Below are 21,101 nucleotides of genomic sequence, written 5' to 3' on the forward strand. Positions count from 1 at the left end.
TCGCATAAATCCGGCGTTATCCTGCAGCCCCCAAAAAAGAAACATCTCGCTCCAAAAACAAAACCCCGCCTCTTAAAGACGGGGTTCGTCAGCAGTCTGGGTGCCTCAATCAAGGCACCGTTTTTTTGTTTCGCATATCTTATTCTGGTCAATAGACCTCGCGATAGATTGCCTCGATTTCCTTGGCAGTCATATCGCAGGGGTTGCTGTCAATCAGGCGGTGGATCTTGGTAAAGACTTCTTCTGCCATTTCCGGCAGAGACTCCTCGGTAACGCCAAGATCGCGCAAACGGGTTTCAAGTCCGCTGGCCGGGACCATTTCCTCGATCCGTTTGACAAAGGCTTCGGCGGCATCGTCTTCGTTGTCGAAATCAACACCCTCTATCAGGCAGGGGGCCAGTTCGGCATAAAGCGTCTTGGCCGCCGGCAGGTTGAACCGGATGACCTGTGCCATAACCAGCGCATTGGCATGACCATGCGGGATGTGGAAACGCGCACCGAGTTCCTTCATCAGGGCTCCGGCTTTGGCGATGCCGCCTGCATCAAGGTCTGCATGTGAATTGGATGGCCATGCCATTTGCGTGAAGCCTGTGTGCGAACCCAACCATTGTGCCTCATTTAAAAAAGAACGCCCGCGGAGTTCCGGGGCGTTCCTTGTGTCGGCGTTTTGTTTGGGTCGTTTAAAACACCACACTTGGTAACCAGTTGGCCAATGACGGCCATAGCCATATGACGAAAATGCCAAACAGCTGAAGGGCGATGAACGGGATGACGCCCTGATAGATTTGCCCGGTGGTGATTTCGGGCGGTGCGGCACTGCGCAGATAAAACAGCGAGAACCCAAAGGGTGGTGTCAGGAACGATGTCTGCAGGTTGATGGCAATCAGGATGGCCAACCAGACCGGATCGTGCCCCATCATGATCAATCCCGGCGCAATCAGCGGCAGCAGGATCACCGTGATTTCAACGAAATCAAGGAAGAAGCCCAAAACAAAAATCAGCGCCATGCAAAAGACCAGCGCACCCGTCGGACCGCCGGGCATGGATTCAAGGATCTCTGCCACATGTTCCTCGCCGCCCAGCCCAACAAACACCAGCGAGAACATGCTGGCGGTCAGGATGGTGGCAAAAATCATCGAGCTGACCGTCATGGTCGAGGTAAGGGCCGATTTCAGAATATCGGTTTTCCATGCCTGACGCAGGCAGGCAAGGATCGCAACAATCCCGATCACAGCAAGCACCACATAGCCTGCACCTAGCACATAATCAAAACTGGTCAGATCGCTGCGCTGGAACCGTACCGGTGCCACGCCGGCCATCACGGCCAAAATCAAAAGTGCGACGGTCCCGCCCAGAACCAGATTACGGTTCGCTCCCTGACGGACACCGGCCATCAACATGGCCCCGATCGCACCAACGGATGCGGCTTCGGTCGGGGTGGCGACACCGCCCAGAATGGCCCCCAGAACGGCAATGATCAGAAGAACCGGTGGCAAAATTGCCCGGGCAACCTCGCCGATGCCTGGGCGACCATCATCGCTTTTGACCGGCGGCATGTCTTCGGGGCGAAACACCCCGCGCAACAGGATATAAAGGATATAAATCGCAACCAGTGTCAGGCCGGGGATCAGCGCACCTGCAAATATCTGTCCGACCGAAATGGTTTCAATCGTGAATTTGCCCTGTTCATACTGGGCCTGCTGATAGGCCGATGACATCACGTCCGACAGAATAATCAAAAGGGTCGAGGGCGGAATGATCTGGCCCAGCGTACCTGCCGTGCAGACAAGCCCCGATGCCATTTTCGGATTATAGCCGGTGCGCAGCATGGTCGGCAGCGCAATCATCCCCATGGCAATCACCGTGGCCCCGACAATCCCGGTCGAGGCGGCCAGCAACGCACCAACCAGAACGACCGAAATCCCCAAACCCCCGCGCAACTGCCCGAACAGACGCCCCATGGTCTGAAGCAAATCTTCGGCAATGCGCGATCGTTCAAGGATGACCCCCATGACGACGAACAATGGAATGGCGATCAAAACGTCGTTGGTCAGGGTGCCAAATACCCGTTGTCCGAACGCGCCCATCAGGCTGATGTTCATCGTATCGGTGACCCAGCCGAGATAGCCAAAAATCACCGCCGTTCCGGCAATCGAAAACGACACCGGAAAGCCCAACAGAATGCAGCCCATCAGGGCGGCAAACATCAAAAGATCAAGATATTCCAACATCAGCTTTGCGCACCCCGGTCGTCAACGCCACTGCGCAAGGCAATGATTTGTCTCAGCAAACAGGCAAGGGATTGAATAATCAAAAGAATGCAAAAGGCAGGGATCAGTGACTTCAAAAGCCATACGGCGGGAATGCCCCCGACCGAAATTGCCCCTTCCATCATCGAGATGGAATTGATCACCGATGGCCAGGTCCAATACAAAAGGGCGACCATCGACGGGATCGCCAAAACCAGATAGCCAAACGTATTGATCCGCGCCTTGGTCTTGTCGGTGGCAGCAGCATAAAAAATGTCCACCCGGACATGGCCGTCAACCAACAGCGTATAACCCGCCCCCAACATGAACAAAGCGGAATGCAAATACAGAACGCTTTCATTCAGTGCGATTGAACTGAAACCGAAAACATAGCGTAACAACACCACGGCAAACTGCAAAAGAACCATGATCAGCGCAAACCAGCGCACCGTCATGCCGGTCCAGTGATTGACCAGATCAAGCCGATCAGCAAGGCGTTCCATGTCATTCCCCTGACAAATAAGCAACCGGCGCAGGATATTCCCTGCGCCGGTTTTCGGTTTTATCAGAAGCCGAGCACTTTGGCGCGTGCATTCATCTGACCGTTATCGGCATACGGCATATAGCCACCGATCAGGTCACGATAGGCAACAAAGCTTTCAGTGACCTTGCGGGTCAGGGCATCGTCGCTTTCGCGCAGATCCGCGATCACCTCGGCACCGGCTTTGCCCATGGCGTCAATCACTTCTTCCGGAAGCATGCGAACTTTAACGTCCTGCTCGGCAACCAGTTTCTGCAACGCCTTGGCATGGTTGGTTTCGTACTCGGTCCAGACTTCGTTATAAAGACTGTCACAAGCAAATTTAACCACAGCCTGAAGGTCTTCGGGCAGATCGGCAAATGCCTTGGCATTAACCGCACATTCCTCTGCCGAGGACGGCTCGCCAACACCCGGCCAGTAGTAGTTCTTGGCAACCTGATAGAAGCCAAGCGCGCTGTCCGTCCAAGGACCGATGAACTCACCGGCATCCAGTGCACCCGACTGCAGGGCCTGGAACATGTCACGACCGCCCATGGCCTGAACCGCCATGCCAAGTTTGGAACACATCTCGGATGCCAGACCGGTGGTCCGGAATTTAAGACCCTTAAGGTCATCAGCCGACTTGATTTCATCGCGGAACCAGCCTGCCCACTGCGGGCCGGAGTTCCCGCACAGGAACGGCTTCAGGCCGAATTGGCCATAAATTTCGTCATAGAGTTCCTGACCGCCGCCATAGGTCAGCCAGCCAACCTGTTCATCGGCACGCAGGCCAAACGGCTGCGAACCAAACAGAAGGATGCCCTTGGATTTCGATCCCCAATAGGCGGGAACCGCATGATACAGCTCGGCTGTGCCTTCGGAAACGGCGTCAAACACGCCACGTCCCGGGACAAGTTCGCCTGCCGCATGCAATTTGACTTCAAGGCGACCGCCCGAAAGGATGGTGATACGATCTGCCAGTTTCTGTGCCGCAACACCCGGCCCAGGCAGGTTTTTCGGCCATGCGGTGACCATGTTCCATTGCCGTTTGTCCTGGGCGATGGCAGGCGTTGCAAATGTCGCCGCGGCTGCTGCACCTGCGCCGGCAACACCGGCGGTCAAAAATTCACGTCTTTTCATGATAAGAAGCCTCCTTGATTGTACCCTGATTGGGCGGAGCAGGGGCAATCGTCACTGCCCCCACATGAGAGTTTTACTTATTTGCCAAGAATACCGGGCAGGTTCAGCCCGTTTTCCCGTGCGCAATCCAGTGCGATGTCATATCCCGCATCGGCATGACGCATCACACCGGTTGCCGGATCGTTCCAAAGGACGCGTTCGACCCTGCGTGCGGCATCTTCTGTGCCGTCACAACAAATCACCATGCCGGAATGCTGCGAAAAGCCCATTCCGACACCGCCGCCATGATGCAACGAGACCCAGGTGGCCCCCGATGCCGTATTCAGCAGCGCATTAAGCAGCGGCCAGTCACTGACCGCATCCGAGCCATCTTTCATCGACTCAGTCTCGCGGTTCGGGCTTGCGACCGAACCACTATCAAGATGGTCACGACCGATCACCACCGGGGCTTTCAGTTCACCATTCTTGACCATTTCGTTGAACGCCATGCCAAGACGATGGCGCTGCCCCAGACCGACCCAGCAAATACGCGCCGGAAGCCCCTGGAACGAAATACGCTCGCGCGCCATGTCCAGCCAGTTATGCAGGTGCGGATCATCGGGGATCAGTTCCTTGACCTTTTGGTCGGTCTTGTAAATGTCCTCGGGATCACCCGAAAGGGCGGCCCAACGGAACGGGCCGATGCCCTTGCAGAACAGCGGGCGGATATAGGCCGGAACAAACCCCGGGAAGGCGAATGCGTTCTCCAACCCTTCTTCCAACGCCATCTGACGAATGTTGTTGCCGTAATCGACCGTCGGAATACCCGCTTCATGGAAGGCGACCATGGCTTCGACCTGAACACGCATCGATGCACGTGCAGCCTTTGAAACGGCCTTGGGATCGGATTCCTGTTTTTCGCGCCATTCGGCAACACTCCAGCCTTGCGGCAGGTAACCATGCACAGGATCGTGGGCGGATGTCTGATCGGTCACGATATCCGGGCGGACACCACGTTTGACCAGTTCCGGGAACACATCCGCCGCATTGCCAATCAGGGCAACGGACTTTGCTTCGCCTGCCTTGGTCCAGCGGTCGATCATTTCCAGTGCTTCGTCCAGCGAATGGGTTTTTTCATCGACATAACGGGTGCGCAGACGGAAATCTGCACGGGTTTCATCGGACTCAACGGCCAAGCAGCAAGCCCCGGCCATGACAGCGGCCAACGGCTGTGCGCCACCCATGCCGCCAAGACCACCGGTCAGGATCCATTTGCCTTTAAGGTCACCACCGTAATGCTGGCGGCCGGCCTCGACAAAGGTTTCATAAGTGCCCTGAACGATGCCCTGTGATCCGATATAGATCCACGAACCTGCGGTCATCTGGCCGTACATCGCCAGACCCTTTTTATCGAGTTCGTTGAAGTGATCCCAATTGGCCCAATGCGGTACAAGGTTGGAGTTCGCAATCAAGACACGCGGCGCATCCTTGTGCGTGCGGAAAACGCCAACCGGCTTGCCCGACTGCACCAGAAGGGTCTGGTCGTCTTCGAGTTCCTTGAGGCTGGCAACGATTTGATCGAAATCCTTCCAGGTGCGCGCCGCACGGCCAATGCCGCCATAGACCACAAGCTCATGCGGGTTCTCGGCAACATCGGGATGCAGGTTGTTCATCAGCATACGCATCGGCGCTTCAGTCAGCCAGCTTTTGGCTGAAATCTCGGTCCCGGTGTCCGGATAGATGTCACGTTGATTGTGACGCGGATTGTTGGTCATGACTTGCCTCTTAGTGCTGGGGCCAAATCGGCCAGTGTCTTCAGGATTTCAGTAAGGTGCGTGCGCAATTTTGCCGCACGGCTTTCGTCATAGGTCCAAGGCGCTGCCTCAGCCGTCAGATAGGTTGATTGCGCCAGTTCCATCTGGATGGCGTGCTGATTGATGTCCGGTTGGCCATAATGGCGTGTGGTCCAGCCACCCTTGAAACGCCCGTTCAGAACCGCGCTATATCCCTCGGCCTGCGAACAGATATCGCTGGTCAGGGTTTCAATCATCGGGTCACATGTCGCGCCAAGATTTGTGCCGATATTGAAATCCGGCAGGGTGCCGTCAAACAGGAAAGGAATGTTTGAACGGATCGAATGGCAATCATACAGGATCGCCACCCCATGCTTGGCGCGTACACGTTCAAGCTCGGCCGCCAGCGCCTGATGATAGGGCGCGTGGAAAGTTGCCGCCCGATGGGTGATATCATCTTCGGTCGGTGCCACGTCCCAGATGTTTTCACCGTCAAAGTCGGTCAACGGCACAAGGGTTGTCGTGTTCTGACCGGGATAAAGGCTGACACCTTCGGGATCACGGTTGGCATCAATCACATAACGATGGAACGTTGCGCGCACGGTGGTGACACCATGAAGCAATCCGTCATACAGCGTATGGATATGCCAGTCCGTATCGGCCAGCTCGCGGCCACGGTCATTTAGTTTTGCGGCAATGTCGTCGGGGACATATGTGCCGGTATGGGGCAGGCCCAAAACAATCGGGCTGTCACCGCGTTTGATTTCAACCGGATCGGTCATGGTTATGCATTTCCCCCGACAACAAAGCCAGACAGCTTGGCTGCGCTGACAAGTGTTCCGTCACTAACCAGCCCCCCGGCCTTGGCAAGGTCCGGTGCCATGTAACGGTCCTGATCGACACTCGGGATGTCCTTGCGTACGGTCGCAAGGACATTTTGCAGACCCGCACTGGTTTTAAGCGGGGCCCGGAATTCGACACCCTGTGCAGCACAGATCAGTTCAACGCCCAGAATGTTTGACAGGTTGGCATTCATCCGTTTCAGGCGCAGCGCCCCGTGGGCGGCCATCGACACATGGTCTTCCTGATTGGCGCTGGTCGGTGTGCTGTCGGTTGAACACGGGTTGGCCAGATGTTTGTTTTCGCTCATCAGGGCTGCTGTGGTGACCTCGGCAATCATCAGGCCGGAATTCAGGCCCGGCTCCGGGGTCAGGAACGGCGGCAGGTCATGCGACAGGGTCGGATCAACCATCAGTGCAACACGGCGCTGGGCAATCGCCCCGATCTCGGCAATTGCAAGCGCGATCTGATCGGCGGCAAAGGCAACCGGTTCGGCGTGGAAGTTCCCGCCCGAAACAATGCGACCGTCTTCCTTGAGAACAAGGGGATTGTCGGTAACCGCATTGGCTTCGATCTCAAGCGTCTGACCGGCAAAGCGCAGCAAATCCATGGCCGCCCCGGTGACCTGCGGCTGGCAGCGGATGCAGTATGGGTCTTGAACACGGGTATCACCTTCGCGGTGGCTTTCGCGGATTTCCGAACCCGCCATCAGATCGCGCATCGCACGTGCGACATTGATCTGGCCCGGATGACCACGCAGTGTATGAATTTCATCAACCAGCGGGGCGGTTGATCCCATGATGGCATCGGTCGAAAGCGATGCGGTCACAATCGAACTTGCTGCATTCCGCCATGCCGAAAACAGCCCGACCAGCGCGCAGGCGGTTGAAAACTGCGTACCGTTGATCAGGGCAAGGCCCTCTTTCGGGCCAAGTACCACTGGCGTCAAACCTGCCTTGGCAAGGGCGTCACCACCGGCCATTGTCGCGCCTTCATACACGGCTTCGCCCGCACCGATCATGACCGCTGCCATATGTGCAAGCGGTGCCAGATCGCCTGACGCACCGACCGATCCTTGTGATGGGACAACCGGTGTCACACCCTTGGCCAGCATGCCTTCGATCAGGTCAATGACATCCCAGCGCACCCCTGATGCGCCGCGACCAAGCGAAAGCAGTTTAAGCGCCATCATCAAACGCGTGGTCGCGCCGTCAAGCGGCTCGCCAACGCCACAGCAATGGCTCAGGATCAGGTTGCGTTGCAGGGTTTCGGTATCTTCCGGGGCAATCTTGACCGAGGCCAGCTTGCCAAAGCCGGTATTTACGCCATACACCGCTTCTTCACCATCGGCGGCCTTACGCACCATCTCGCTTGCGGCTTCCACACCGGCACGTGCAGCTGGGTCAAGTTTGACCGGAACCTGGTCGCGCCAGATGTGTTCAAGCTCTGCCAGTTTGACCGAAGCGGGGATAAGGGTGACAGTCATGTTCTATCCTCTGGGCACGTGTTGATGCGGTGGCGCAGTGACGCGTTGGTATGGTCGTTTGGTTATGCAGCAGTACTTTCGCCCGCCAGAATGCGTTCGAACAGCGGGTTGAACCCGATGCGGTATGCAAGCTCGGCCGGGTGTTTGGCGTTCCAGATGGCAAGATCGGCGCGAAGCCCCGGCTTGATCCGCCCGGTATCCGTCAGGCCAAGTGCGCGTGCCGCATGGGCGGTCGCGCCAACCAAGGCTTCTTCCGGCGTCAGACGGAACAGCGTGCAGGACATGTTCATGGTCAAAAGGATCGATGCCAGTGGCGATGAGCCCGGATTGCAATCGGTGGCAATGGCCATCGGCACACCATGTTTGCGAAATGCAGCAATCGGCGGCAGTTGCGTTTCATGCAGGGTGTAAAATGCACCGGGCAGCAAAACCGCGACCGAGCCGGATTTGGCCATGTCAATCGCGTCTTCTTCGGTAGCGTATTCGATGTGATCAACCGAAAGCGCACCATAAGCTGCCGCCAGTTTGGTGCCGCCGATGTTTGAAAGTTGTTCGGCATGCAGTTTGACCGGGAGGCCAAGGTCGCGCGCGACATCAAATACACGTTTGATCTGATCGGTATCAAAGGCAATGCCTTCACAAAAACCGTCAACCGCATCAACCAGCCCTTCGGCGTGCGCCTTTTTCAGGGTCGGGATGCAGACATCATCAATATAGCTGTCGGGATTGTCTTTATATTCGGTGGGCACGGCATGTGCGCCCAAGAAGGTGGTCTTGACCCGCACCGCACGGTGATCGGCGATCTTGCGCGCCGCACGCAGCATATTAAGTTCGGTCTCTTCGTTCAGGCCGTACCCTGATTTGACTTCAATCACCGAAACACCCTCTGCCAGCAGCGCATCGACACGCGGCAAGGCCGTGGTCAGAAGGTCTTCAATCGTTGCCTCACGGGTGGCGGAAACCGTCGAAACGATGCCGCCACCGGCGCGCGCCACTTCTTCGTAGCTTGCTCCTTTAAGGCGCATCTCAAATTCAACCGCACGGTCGCCGCCATGCACCACATGGGTGTGGCAATCAATCAAGGCCGGGGTGATCAGACGACCTTCAAGATCGCGGGTGGGGCCATCAAGATATTTGGCGGGGATCGCATCATCTGTGCCGACCCAATCGATCAGGCCATCCTTGATTGCCAGCGCACCGCGCGCAATCAGGCCATAGCCACCGTTATCATCGACTGTGACGATTTGTGCATTTGTCAACAACATGACGAAGCATCACCCCTTGATAAGTTTGTTATTAAAGATAATATGTGCGTACATATTATTTCTGTCAAGACGGGTAGAGGCAATGACGGTTCTTTGGGCAAAACAGGCACTTACGACGGCAGGCTGGCAACAGGATGTCCGCATCGAGATTGATGAAAGCGGCAGAATTGCAGCGATTCAGGCCGATTCCCAACAGCCTTCTGGCGCAACCACCCGCACCGATATTCTGCTTCCGGCGGTTTCAAACCTGCACAGCCACGCATTTCAGCGTTCCATGGCGGGCCTGACGGAAAAGCGTGGGCCAGATCCACGTGATACCTTCTGGACCTGGCGGCAGTTGATGTTCCGTTTCCTTGATCAATTGACCCCGGATCATGTCGAAGCCATCGCCGCCTTTGTTCAGATGGAGATGTTGGAAGCCGGTTACGCCAATAATACCGAGTTCCATTACCTGCATCACCGCCCCGGCGGGCATTTGTATGACAATATCGCCGAGATGGCCGAACGCATTGCCGCAGCAACAGAAATCACCGGCATTGGCCTGACCATGCTGCCGGTTCATTACCAATATGGCGGCTGCGACAAGCGCCCGCTGGGGCCGGGGCAAATCCGGTTTGGCAATGATTCCGAACAGTTCGCCAAATTGTATGAGGAAACAGCACGCGCCATTCAAAACCTGCCGTCTGATACTGTTCTGGGGGTTGCACCGCATTCCCTGCGCGCTGTTGGCCGTGAAGACCTGATCGCGACCGCTAGGCTTTCCAAGGATGGCCCGATCCATATGCATCTGGCCGAACAACTGGCCGAGGTCGATGAGGTCAAGGAAAGCTGGGGCAAGCGTCCGACTGAATGGTTGCTGGAAAATGCCGATGTCAATGCGAACTGGTGTCTGATCCACTGCACCCAGATGCAAGAACACGAAACCCTTGGTCTTGCCAAAACCGGTGCGGTTGCGGGCCTGTGCCCGATCACCGAAAGCAGCCTTGGCGATGGCATTTTTGATGGCGTGCGGTATCTGAATGCCGGTGGCATCATTGGTGTGGGATCGGATTCCAACATCCGCATTTCATTGTCCGAGGAACTGCGCACGCTGGAATACAGCCAGCGCCTGCGCGACAATTCGCGTGCGGCATTGGCGACTGCGGAAAAATCGACCGCACGTCGTATCTATGAGGATGTCGCCAAGGGCGGGGCGCAGGCCGCAGGTCGCGACGCAGGCCGGATCGAGGTCGGTGCACTGGCCGATTTGATGGCGCTTGACGGTTCTGTGGTTGACCTTATCGGCCGGACAGGCGATACGATCCTCGATACATATATCTTCGCCGGAGATGATCGTATTGTGCGTGATGTCTGGTCGGCCGGTCGCCATGTCGTGACCGAGGGCCGCCACATCGCCCATGACGCGATCACGAACCGGTATCGCAAAGTGATGGAACAACTCAAGGAAGCGGTGTGAACAGCCCGCAACAAAAAAACTGGCAGTCGGTCCATGACGAGGTTTTGCGCCGCATTCACACCCGTGAATGGAAACCCGGCGATCAGATCCCCAAGGAAGTTGAGCTTGCCGAGCAACTTGGCTGCGCACGCGCGACCGTGAACCGGGCGTTGCGTGAACTGGCGTCCGAAGGGTTCCTTGATCGCAGGCGCAAGGCGGGCACAAGGGTGGCGGCTCATCCGGTGCGGCGCGCCAAGCTTGATATCCCGGTGATCCGTCTTGAAATCGAAGGGCGCGGGCAGAAATATGCCTATGGCCTGTTGTTTAGCGAACGGCGCACACCGCCGCCGGAAATTTGTGCCAATCTTTGTGTGACCGCAGACAGCGACATGCTGCATATCACGTCCCTGCATCTGGCCGATGGCAAGCCGTTCATGTTCGAAGACCGCTGGGTGTCGGTTGCGGCAACACCGGCGATCTTGGAAGCCGACCTTGATGAGATCAGTGCCAATGAATGGCTGGTCCTGCATGCGCCTTATACGCGTGGGGACATCTATTTTTCTGCGGTCAATGCGACCGAGGCCGAAGCCAGAATCCTGCGCACCGATCCGGGGACGTCGCTGTTTTTGATGGAACGTACCACGTGGGAAAATGAAACCGGAATCACATCGGCCCGACTGCTGTTCGCGCCCGGATATCGCAAGCATTCCGCGATCTGACCCTCTCCGAACGTCAAGACGGTGATTGCATCGCTGTTTTCCTGTGGCTTGTGTCTTGGGGGCGCTGTTATCGGACGGTGGTCTGATGTGTGGCGCTACAAATTTTCGGAAATAAGAATTTCAATTCGGATGCGTTCCTGTGAAGCCAGTGTTTCACGGTTTTCGCATTTGGCCCTGAGGGTGCGAATGGCGCTGCGCACGATATGGCCCGGGTCCTGATTGATCAGTGCATCAAGCGTGTTGTCGCGCAATGCCTGTTCGGTCGACGGGGTGCGTTCATGGGCAATGGTGATGAGTTTCCCGTCGGGTTTTAGTTGCCGGGCGCATTCAATTGCTGCGCGTGCCTCGGACCCCATGATGTATAGGCCGACTATGTCGGGATGGGCGGCAAGTGCGTTTTTTAAAACAAGGTTGGTGCGTTCCGGGTAACCATGTGTCTCAAGGGTCGGCAATGCATGGAATTGCGGGTAGCCAGGGCTCATCACCCGGTCAAAGCCAAGTCGCCGTTCAAGGCTGTCACGCGATTGCATGGTTTCGGCAAGAACAAGAATATCCCCCGAACGGTTGCCAAGAAAACGGGCCATAAGACGCCCGGCAGTTGCCCCGGCGGCAACGTTATCGATGCCGACAAAGGATTGGTCGTCTTCTTCCTGCTGGTTGGAGATAATGGCGACGGTCTGTATGCCGCGTTCGCGCATACGATAAAGCGCATCACGAATTTGCGGGGTTTCCGGTGCCATGATGGCAATGCCGTCATATTCATCCGCAGACAGGCGTGACAGTGTTCTGGCCGCGCGATGCGGGTCGTGCTCATCAATGCGCACGATCTTGGTCTGGATCATTTCGGCCCGGCTGGCCTGATCAAATTCCGAGATATGCTTGACGATGACGCTTAGGAATTCATCACCGGAACGCGGCACGACAAAGCCAAAGCGATACCCGCGCTGGCGGGCGAGGGTGGCGGCAACCTGATTGCGTTCAAAGCCAATGCGCGTGATTGCCTCATTAACCGCGTCAACGGTTTTCTGGCGCACGCCGCTGCGTCCGTTCAGTACGCGGTCAACCGTCGCAAGGCTTACACCGGCTGCCTTTGCAAGGTCTTTTGTGGTCGGTCTCATTGGTTTTGAAGGCCCAAGTCGGTCTGTTTTTCTTATCTTACCCTTAACTATCTAAGGCGTCTCTGCAAGAAATTTGAGGTACGTACCGCAAAAAATACTGTTTTTGAGGTGCGTACCTCAAAAACTTGTGGTAGAAGTGTCGCAGTCGCTAAAAAGCCGCGACTTTCCAATGGGAGGAAAAACAAAATGAAATCGATACCTTTGAAGGCGGTTATTGCGTCCGCAATCGTCGCCGGTTCGCTTCCGACAGCAGCTGCTGCCGAAGATCTGACCTTGTGCTGGGCGGCTTGGGACCCGGCAAATGCGCTTGTCGAGCTTTCCAAGGATTTTGAAGCCAAAAGCGGCCACAACATGAGCTTCGAGTTTGTGCCGTGGACCTCATTTGCCGATCGCATGCTTAATGAGCTGAATTCAGGTGGTCAGCTTTGTGATTTGATGATTGGCGATAGCCAGTGGATTGGCGGGGGTGCCGAAAATGGTCACTACGTCAAACTGAACGACTTCTTTGATGCCAATGGCATTGATATGGGCGACTTTATTCCGGCGACCGTTACCGGATATGCCGAATGGCCCAAAAACACACCAAACTATTATGCCCTGCCTGCGTTTGGGGATGTGGTCGGCTGGACCTATCGCAAAGACTGGTTCGAACGTCCGGAAATCCGCGAAGAGTTCAAGGCAAAATACGGCCGCGAATTGGGCGTGCCGGAAACTCTTGAAGAGCTGAAAGATATTGCGCAGTTCTTCCAGGGACGGGAAATTGATGGCAACACGGTTTACGGTGCGGCGATCTATACCGAGCGTGGCTCCGAAGGCATCACCATGGGCGTTACCAACGCGCTCTATAACTATGGCTTCCAGTATGAAAACCCGGATCAGCCCTATGACGTTGACGGGTTTGTCAACTCTGACGGGGCCGTCGCGGGGCTTGAATACTACAAGGAACTTTACGATACCGCGACACCCCCGGGTTCCTCGAACTGGTATATGGGCGAAAATATCGATGCCTATAAATCCGGTCAGGTTGCGCTTCAGATGAACTTTGCCTTTATCTGGCCAGGTGTTGAAGCCGATCCGAATGTTGGTGGTGGAAAATCCGGGTACTTCCCCAATCCTGCAGGCCCTGCAGGACAATATGCCCAGCTTGGCGGGCAGGGGATTTCGGTGGTTGCCTATTCTGAAAAGCAGGACGCGGCACTTGAATACATCCAGTGGTTCGCCCAGCCTGAAATTCAGAACCGCTGGTGGGAACTTGGTGGCTATTCGGCGCTCCGTGCCGTGGTCGAGGATCCCGGTTTTGCCAGCAGCCAGCCCTATGCACAGACCTTCCTTGATAGCATGGCAATCGTGAAGGATTTCTGGGCGGAGCCTGCTTATGCCGATCTGCTTTTGTCGATGCAGGAGCGCGTCCATAACTATGTTGTTGCCGGCGACGGCACGGCAAAGGAAGCGCTTGATGATCTGGTCAAGGACTGGATCGAAATCTTCGAAGATGAAGGCAAGCTTTAAGTCGTTTAGGTGACGACGACCGGCTTTGGACCGGTCCCGGTGTGATGGATAGTTGCGCCGGGACCTTCCCTGACCAAGCATAGACCGTGTGGCGCCGCCGCATGGCCAAGGGCATCCATGATGAAGAATACTCCGATCGAAAAGATCGCCAGTGCGACACCAGATAACGTGGCGCGGCACATTCGTGGCCTGTCGGACCGCAGTATCGCGTGGATATTTGTCGCCCCAACAATCTTCCTGTTGCTGGCGATTAACATCTTTCCGCTGATCTGGACCGTCTGGCTCAGTTTTACCAACAGTCGTGTAAACCGTCCCAACCGTGATGTTGATTGGGTGGGGTTACGCAACTACGAACGCATCCTGACAGATTCTGATATCTGGAACACGATGCAGGCAACAGCCCATTTTCTGATCTGGACCATCGTTTTGCAGGTTCTGATCGGTTTCATGCTGGCTTTCCTGATCAACAAGAAATTCAAGGGCAACGACCTTTGGACGACGATCATCGTCTTTCCGATGATGTTGTCGCCAGCGGTGGTCGGCAATTTCTGGACGTTCCTGTATCAGCCACAAATCGGCTTGTTCAATTATGTCATCGCCTTCTTTACCGGCGCGGACCCGGCAAGCTTTTCGATGATTGGTGATGTCCATCTTGCACCTTGGGCGATTGTGATCGCCGATACCTGGATGTGGACGCCGTTTGTGATGCTGATCTGTCTGGCAGGTCTACGATCAATCCCGGGCAGCATCTATGAAGCTGCCGAATGTGACCGGGCGTCGAAATGGCGACAATTCTGGACGATTACCGTTCCGATGGTCTTGCCGTTCCTGATGCTGGCCGTGCTGTTTCGCGGGATTGAGAATTTCAAGATGTTCGACCTTGTGGTCCAGCTTACGGGCGGTGGACCGGGAAACACGACGACATTGACGTCAATCGATCTCAAGCGTGAAGCCTTTGAAAAATGGCGGACCGGCTATTCGTCGGCCTATGCCGTCATCCTGTTTGTGACGGTGTTTGGCCTTGCGTCGATCTATGTCAAAGCCCTCAACAAGGTAAAAGAAAGATGAGTTTTTCTGTTACAGAACCAAATAAGGGAACCAAATGGTTCGCCGGGGTCCTTGTTGTTGGCTATGCCCTGGTGACGATAGCACCCTTGCTGTGGATCATTGCGACCGGGTTCAAATCCCCCGCTGATTCTATTGCCTATCCGCCAAAGGTGGTGTTTGAGCCATCAATGGAGGGATATGTAAACCTGTTTACCGAGCGTACCCGCGCGACCGAGGATATGCTTGAAGCGGCAGGCGAACCCGAAACCTGGTACGAGGAAATTGCACGTGATCAGGGAACCGTGATCAGTGGTCCGTCGCGCTATGGCGAACGGTTTCTGAACTCGGTGGTTATCGGGTTTGGTTCGACCGCACTTTGTATGATCCTTGGCACGGCTGCGGCCTATGCGTTCAGTCGTTTTCGCGTGCCGCTCAAGGACGATTTGCTGTTCTTTATCCTGTCAACGCGGATGATGCCGCCGATTGCTGTCGCCATTCCGATCTTTTTGATGTTCAGAAATTTGGGTCTGAATGACACGCATCTGGGGATGATCCTGCTTTATACCGGTGTGAACCTGTCATTGTCGGTTTGGCTGCTTAAGGGGTTCATTGATGAAATCCCGATCGAGTATGAAGAAGCCGCCCTCATTGATGGCTATACCCGTTTTCAGGCCTTCTACAAGGTGGTTCTGCCACAGGCGGCCACGGGCATTGCATCGACGGCAATCTTTTGCCTGATCTTTGCGTGGAACGAATATGCGTTTGCAGTCTTGCTGACGTCTGGCACGGCTCAGACCGCACCGCCGTTTATTCCGACAATCATCGGTGTCGGTGGCAAGGACTGGCCTGCGGTTGCCGCAGGGGCGACCATCTTCCTTGTTCCGGTCATGGTCTTCACCATCCTGTTGCGCAAGCATCTTTTGCGCGGGATCACGTTTGGAGCCGTACGCAAATGAGTGATTTCATCCATAACCTTCTTCGGCTGCGCCGTGGTCCATGGGAAATGGTGGCATCGGTGCTTATTGCGCTGGGTGTTGCCATGCTGATGCAACCGTTTGCGATCACGCTGTACACCTATTCCTTCATTACCACGCTGATTGGAACAGTCATGTTCATCATCGTCAGCCACTTCCCGGAGTAACCCATGGCACAGATTAGAATTGAAAACGTGCGTAAGGATTTCGGGGCGTTTACGGCAGTTCAGTCTTCAAGCTTTACGATTGAAGACGGTGAATTTTTCATGCTGCTGGGGCCGTCTGGCTGTGGCAAGACAACAACGCTGCGCATGATGGCCGGGCTTGAACTGCCAACGCGGGGCGAAATCTATATTGATGGTGAAGAGGTCGGCCAAAAGCCCGCCAGCCAGCGCGATATTGCTTTTGTTTTTCAGATGTTTGCGCTGTATCCGCATATGAATGTTCGCGGAAACATCAGCTATCCTCTGAAAAGTCAGGGGATGAAATCAGCCGACATCAAAAACAAGGTTGGCGAAGTGGCCGAAATTCTTGGCATTACAAACATCCTTGACCGTCCTGTCGGCGGGTTGTCTGGCGGGGACCGTCAGCGGGTTGCGTTGGGGCGGGCGATTGTCCGCGATCCCAAGGCCTTCTTCATGGACGAGCCGCTTGGCGCACTTGATGCCGAGTTCCGCGAACATATGGCCGAAGAACTTCGTGCCCTGCATGACCGGATGGGGGCAACCACGGTTTACGTCACCCATGATCAGCTTGAAGCCATGCAAATGGGCGACAAGATCGTTGTCATGAACCATGGCGTTGTCGAACAGTTTGGCGTTCCCCAGGACATCTATGACTGGCCAGCCACCCGTTTTGTCGCCGAATTTATCGGATCGCCGCCGATGAACTTCCTTGAGTTCGAAGGAATGATCGGCACCGGCGGCACAGAGGTGCGGTTAAACGATGTTCCGATGGAAGTGCCGCAAAGCCGCGAGGGAGCAAACGGCAAATTGACCTTTGGTGTGCGCCCCGAACATGTGGGTTTTGATGATGACGCGCCCTATCGTGGTCGGGTGACTGCGACCGAGTATCTTGGCACCACGCAAATCGTCACCTTTGATACGCCAAATGGTCTGTTAAAGGCGCGTGTCCCCAGTCATGAAGTTGTGACCAACGGGCAGCTGATTGGTCTGCGGTTTGATCCGAGAACAATCACATTGTTCGATAAGCAACATGGCAAGGCATTGCGTTCACAAGGGAATGAAGGAGTGCTCGGACATGGCTGAGGTATGCTTAACCGGTGTCAGCAAGCGCTTTGGCGCGGATGTGGCACTTGATGACGTGACAATGACCATTCCCGATGGATCCTTTGTCGTGCTTCTTGGCCCGACCGGGGCAGGGAAAACCACGACACTTCGGATGGTCTCAGGCCTTGATAAGCCTGATGCCGGACAGGTCATGATCGGTGGGCGTGACATGGCCGGGCTGACGCCAGCCCAGCGCGATGTCGCGATGGTCTTTCAGCAATATTCGCTTTATCCGCATATGACGGTACGCGACAATCTGGAGTTCCCGTTGAAATCGCCGATCCTGAAAACACCGCAGGATCAGATCAAACGCAAGGTCGATGAAATCGCCGAGATTTTGCAGATCAGCCACAAGCTTGATAACAAGGCGACCGAACTATCGGGTGGTGAGATGCAGCGTGTGTCGATCGGGCGTGCGCTGGTTCGCAAACCAACGGTCTATCTGATGGATGAGCCGCTCAGTTCGCTTGATGCCAAGCTGCGTGCAGATCTTCGGGTCGAGCTGAAATCCATTCAGGCAGATTCCGGTGCGACGCTTTTGTACGTCACCCATGATCAGATCGAAGCCATGACCATGGCAACCCATGTCGGGGTTCTTGATCAGGGGCGGCTGGTTCAGTTCGGTGCACCGCGTGAAATCTATGAAGATCCGGTCAGCATTTATGCGGCAAGTCGTCTTGGTTTGCCCCGGATCAATGTTCTGCCAGCAGATGTTTTTGCCGGTGCCCCCAGTGGTGCTGCGAAAATCGGACTGCGTCCTGAACAAATCATTCAGGGCGAGGGCGAGGAAAGCTTTGTTCAGCGGGTGGAACATCTTGGGGATCAAACCCGGCTTCATTTGACGTTCAAGTCCCATGACCTGATCACGGTTACAGATGCCCATACCGAACTTAAAACCGGAGACATCGTCAAGATCAGTCCCCGGAAACCATTCTACTTTGGCGCTGACGGCGCCCGGGTGGCCTGAAGGAGATCACAATGGCACAATTCATAAACAATAAAGACGCGACCGTAACCGAAGCCATTGACGGCGTGATCAAGGCATCGGGCGGAAAACTGGCCCGGATTGACGGGTATCCGCATATTCGCGTGGTTGTACGCAACGACTGGGACAAATCAAAGGTCGCCATCGTTTCCGGTGGGGGATCTGGTCATGAACCGGCCCATGCCGGTTTCGTCGGGGCGGGTATGCTGACAGCCGCCGTTTGCGGTGACGTTTTTGCATCCCCGTCGGTTGATGCGGTGCTTGCCGGTATTTTGTCTGTTACCGGCCCGTCCGGGTGTTTGCTGATTGTTAAAAACTATACCGGGGATCGGCTTAACTTCGGTTTGGCAGCAGAACGCGCGCGCGCCTTTGGCCTCAAGGTCAATATTGTCATTGTCGATGATGATATCGCCCTGCCGGATCTGCCGCAGCCACGCGGTGTTGCAGGTACGCTTTTTGTTCATAAAATTGCCGGTGCGATGGCCGAAAGCGGGGCGTCACTTGAAGATGTCACCGCTGCGGCCAATCGGGTAATCGACGGGACAAAATCAATTGGCATGTCGCTTGATACCTGTACCGTTCCGGGATCCCCCAAGGAAAACCGCATTGGCGATGGCAAGGCCGAACTTGGCCTTGGCATTCATGGCGAAGCAGGCGTTCAGCAGATTGATTACCATAATGCCGAACAGGCCATGGCGGCAGTAACCGCCAAGCTTGCAGCGGTCATGGAAAACAAACCGCATGTGGTCTTGCTGAATAACCTTGGCGGGACATCGGTGCTTGAGATGGCCATTCTGGCCAATGATCTGATCAATTCGTCGATTGCCAAGAACCTGAAATTCATCGTCGGCCCTGCGGCCATGATGACGTCGCTTGATATGCGTGGCTTTTCTGTATCGGTTTATCCGGTCAGTGCAGAAGATCACGCTTGGTTGTCTGCGCCCTGTGCGCCATCAGCCTGGCCCGGTTGCCATCCGATAAAGCCGGTCAGTGTCATCGAGCTTCCCGATGGTCTGACACCAATCCAGCCGATCCCGTCCGAGCACCGCCAGACGGCGGCGTTCCTGACCCAATGCTGTCATATTCTGATTGATGCTGAAAATGATCTGAATGCGCTTGATGCAAAGTCAGGTGATGGCGACACCGGCTCCACTCTTGCGACAGCAGCACGGGCGCTTATGGGGGCGCTTGATCGACTGCCACTTGCCGATCATACGCAGCTTCTGCGGGCAATCGGGCAGGAGCTTAGCCAGACCATGGGCGGGTCATCGGGGGTGTTGCTCGCGATCTTCTTTACCGCTGCGGGGGATGCTGCCTCAAGCGGGCGTTCCATGGTTGCCGCCCTTAAGGACGGTTTGGAACGCATGCAGCAGATTGGCGGGGCTGAACTTGGGGATCGCACGATGGTTGATGCCTTGAAGCCCGCACTTGATGCGCTCGAAGGCAAAGGCCTTGCTGCGGCCGCAGAAGCTGCGCGCAAAGGGGCTGTTCATACTTCAACCATCGTCAAGGCCAAGGCCGGACGGGCATCCTATATCAATGCCGAACAGCTTGAAGGACATATCGACCCGGGGGCAGAGGCCGTCGCTCGATTGTTCGAACAACTGAGTGCCTAGTTGGCAACAAGCATGAATAAAAACACCCCCGTCATCTGTGATGTGACGGGGGTGTTTTTCGTTCAGTGTGCAAGATGCGCTAGCTCAGGTACTTATTGAACCAGTCTATCGTGCGTTGCCATGCCAGTTCGGCGGCGTCCTTGTCATAGCGTGGTGTGGAATCGTTATGGAAACCGTGGTTGGCACCGGGGTAGATGTGGGCTTCATAGACCTTGTCATGTTCCTTTAGTGCCGCCTCATACGCAGGCCATCCGGCATTGATGCGTTCATCAAGTTCACCATATTGCAACAGGATCGGTGCCTGAATGCGCGGGACGTCTTCGACTGCAGCCTGACGGCCATAGAACGGCACGGCAGCGCCAAGTTCGGGATAGGCAACGGCTGCGGCATTGGCAACACCACCCCCATAGCAAAAGCCGGTAATGCCGGTTTTGTCGGTGGTGGCTTCATGTGCGGTCAGAAATTCAATCGCCGCAAAGAAGTCGTTCATCAGCTTGGTGCTATCGACAGTGCGTTGCAGTTCGCGGCCCTTGTCATCATTGCCGGGATATCCGCCAACCGATGTTAGGCCATCTGGTGCCAGTGCAATAAAGCCGGCCTTGGCAACGCGGCGGGCAACATCTTCGATATAGGGGTTCAGGCCACGGTTTTCGTGAACCACCACAACGCCGGGTACCTTGCCCGTCACATTGGCAGGTTTGACCATATATGCGCGCACTTCGCCGTGTCCGTTTGGCGATGGATAGGTGATATATTCGGCAACAATATCGGGATCGGTAAAATCGACCTGATGGGCCATGGCATAGTTCGGGCTCATGGCATTGAGAATCGCAAGGGCGGTCATGCCGCCAACGGCATATCGACCGGCACGATCAAGAAATTCGCGGCGATCAATCATCCTATGGGCATAGAAGTCATACAGTTCGAGAAGTTCTTGCGAAAAATCCTTGGCAGTCAAACGGTCCATCATGCGCTCCTTGTCGAAATGACGCAGCGATTGGGGGCTTTTGGTGACGGCACTTGATAGATAATCGGATTACGTGGGGCTGGCGGCAGGGGGTGTTTTCGAACACTGCGACCAGACGCGTTGATTTTCAGTGATTTACACAATTGCACAAATCACAACAGTGTTACCGG

General features: G+C 55.6%; 19 protein-coding genes. 9 read left to right on the forward strand and 10 right to left on the reverse strand.

The window, feature by feature from the left end:
• Positions 1-148: 148 nt before the first annotated feature.
• The 8 genes from JF44_RS0100005 to hutI form a co-directional block, all read right to left on the reverse strand.
• Positions 149-577, reverse strand: a complete 429-nt coding sequence (locus JF44_RS0100005; protein WP_033066912.1) for a dehydroquinate synthase/iron-containing alcohol dehydrogenase family protein — start codon at positions 575-577, stop codon at positions 149-151.
• Between the two features lie 103 nt (positions 578-680).
• Positions 681-2,228 carry a TRAP transporter large permease gene (locus JF44_RS0100010; protein WP_033067031.1) on the reverse strand — a complete coding sequence of 516 codons (1,548 nt, stop codon included), beginning with the start codon at positions 2,226-2,228 and terminating at the stop codon, positions 681-683.
• Positions 2,229-2,230: 2 nt separating this feature from the next.
• Positions 2,231-2,752 (reverse strand): TRAP transporter small permease subunit, encoded by a 522-nt coding sequence (locus JF44_RS0100015; RefSeq protein ID WP_033066913.1) that lies wholly within the window; start codon positions 2,750-2,752, stop codon positions 2,231-2,233.
• A 62-nt stretch (positions 2,753-2,814) separates the two neighbouring features.
• Complete coding sequence (locus JF44_RS0100020; protein ID WP_033066914.1) at positions 2,815-3,909, reverse strand: TRAP transporter substrate-binding protein; 1,095 nt, start codon at positions 3,907-3,909, stop codon at positions 2,815-2,817.
• A 77-nt stretch (positions 3,910-3,986) separates the two neighbouring features.
• Positions 3,987-5,663: a urocanate hydratase gene (hutU, locus tag JF44_RS0100025; protein ID WP_033066915.1), complete on the reverse strand. Its 1,677-nt coding sequence runs from the start codon at positions 5,661-5,663 to the stop codon at positions 3,987-3,989.
• Entirely contained in the window at positions 5,660-6,463 is an 804-nt protein-coding gene (gene hutG, locus JF44_RS0100030) for an N-formylglutamate deformylase (RefSeq protein ID WP_033066916.1), read from the reverse strand. The genes hutU and hutG overlap by 4 nt, the downstream gene beginning before the upstream one ends.
• A gap of 2 nt (positions 6,464-6,465) precedes the next feature.
• On the reverse strand, positions 6,466-8,007 hold the full coding sequence (gene hutH, locus JF44_RS0100035) for a histidine ammonia-lyase (protein ID WP_033066917.1): 1,542 nt from the start codon (positions 8,005-8,007) through the stop codon (positions 6,466-6,468).
• 62 nt (positions 8,008-8,069) lie between these two features.
• Positions 8,070-9,272 (reverse strand): imidazolonepropionase, encoded by a 1,203-nt coding sequence (gene hutI / locus JF44_RS0100040; protein WP_033066918.1) that lies wholly within the window; start codon positions 9,270-9,272, stop codon positions 8,070-8,072.
• 82 nt (positions 9,273-9,354) lie between these two features.
• Here hutI and JF44_RS0100045 point away from each other — a divergent pair, with 82 nt between their 5' ends.
• A complete protein-coding gene (locus JF44_RS0100045) occupies positions 9,355-10,728 on the forward strand; it encodes a formimidoylglutamate deiminase (protein WP_033066919.1) in 1,374 nt (457 codons plus the stop codon).
• The gene (locus JF44_RS0100050) at positions 10,725-11,426 is read left to right on the forward strand and encodes a GntR family transcriptional regulator (RefSeq protein WP_033066920.1); all 702 of its coding nucleotides are present in this window, start codon (positions 10,725-10,727) and stop codon (positions 11,424-11,426) included. Before JF44_RS0100045 ends, JF44_RS0100050 begins: the two co-directional genes overlap by 4 nt.
• A 95-nt stretch (positions 11,427-11,521) precedes the next feature.
• On the opposite strand, the gene JF44_RS0100055 is transcribed toward JF44_RS0100050, so the two are convergent.
• The gene (locus JF44_RS0100055) at positions 11,522-12,544 is read right to left on the reverse strand and encodes a LacI family DNA-binding transcriptional regulator (protein ID WP_033066921.1); all 1,023 of its coding nucleotides are present in this window, start codon (positions 12,542-12,544) and stop codon (positions 11,522-11,524) included.
• Between the two features lie 186 nt (positions 12,545-12,730).
• Between JF44_RS0100055 and JF44_RS0100060 the strand changes: the two genes are divergently transcribed.
• The 7 genes from JF44_RS0100060 (at position 12,731) to JF44_RS0100090 (ending at position 19,964) form a co-directional block, all read left to right on the forward strand.
• Complete coding sequence (locus JF44_RS0100060; protein ID WP_033066922.1) at positions 12,731-14,053, forward strand: ABC transporter substrate-binding protein; 1,323 nt, start codon at positions 12,731-12,733, stop codon at positions 14,051-14,053.
• Positions 14,054-14,170: 117 nt separating this feature from the next.
• Positions 14,171-15,121 carry a carbohydrate ABC transporter permease gene (locus tag JF44_RS0100065; protein WP_202901457.1) on the forward strand — a complete coding sequence of 317 codons (951 nt, stop codon included), beginning with the start codon at positions 14,171-14,173 and terminating at the stop codon, positions 15,119-15,121.
• Positions 15,118-16,056 carry a carbohydrate ABC transporter permease gene (locus tag JF44_RS0100070; RefSeq protein WP_033066923.1) on the forward strand — a complete coding sequence of 313 codons (939 nt, stop codon included), beginning with the start codon at positions 15,118-15,120 and terminating at the stop codon, positions 16,054-16,056. Before JF44_RS0100065 ends, JF44_RS0100070 begins: the two co-directional genes overlap by 4 nt.
• The gene (locus JF44_RS0100075; protein WP_033066924.1) at positions 16,053-16,241 is read left to right on the forward strand and encodes a hypothetical protein; all 189 of its coding nucleotides are present in this window, start codon (positions 16,053-16,055) and stop codon (positions 16,239-16,241) included. Before JF44_RS0100070 ends, JF44_RS0100075 begins: the two co-directional genes overlap by 4 nt.
• A 3-nt stretch (positions 16,242-16,244) precedes the next feature.
• The gene (locus tag JF44_RS0100080) at positions 16,245-17,342 is read left to right on the forward strand and encodes an ABC transporter ATP-binding protein (protein ID WP_033066925.1); all 1,098 of its coding nucleotides are present in this window, start codon (positions 16,245-16,247) and stop codon (positions 17,340-17,342) included.
• Complete coding sequence (locus JF44_RS0100085; protein WP_033066926.1) at positions 17,335-18,330, forward strand: ABC transporter ATP-binding protein; 996 nt, start codon at positions 17,335-17,337, stop codon at positions 18,328-18,330. Before JF44_RS0100080 ends, JF44_RS0100085 begins: the two co-directional genes overlap by 8 nt.
• 11 nt (positions 18,331-18,341) lie before the next feature.
• Complete coding sequence (locus JF44_RS0100090) at positions 18,342-19,964, forward strand: dihydroxyacetone kinase subunit DhaK (protein WP_033066927.1); 1,623 nt, start codon at positions 18,342-18,344, stop codon at positions 19,962-19,964.
• Positions 19,965-20,043: 79 nt separating this feature from the next.
• On the opposite strand, the gene yghX is transcribed toward JF44_RS0100090, so the two are convergent.
• Positions 20,044-20,931: a YghX family hydrolase gene (yghX, locus tag JF44_RS0100095; RefSeq protein WP_033066928.1), complete on the reverse strand. Its 888-nt coding sequence runs from the start codon at positions 20,929-20,931 to the stop codon at positions 20,044-20,046.
• Positions 20,932-21,101 lie beyond the last annotated feature (170 nt).

The sequence above is a fragment of the Thalassospira australica genome (assembly GCF_000763295.1).
GTDB lineage: Bacteria > Pseudomonadota > Alphaproteobacteria > Rhodospirillales > Thalassospiraceae > Thalassospira > Thalassospira australica.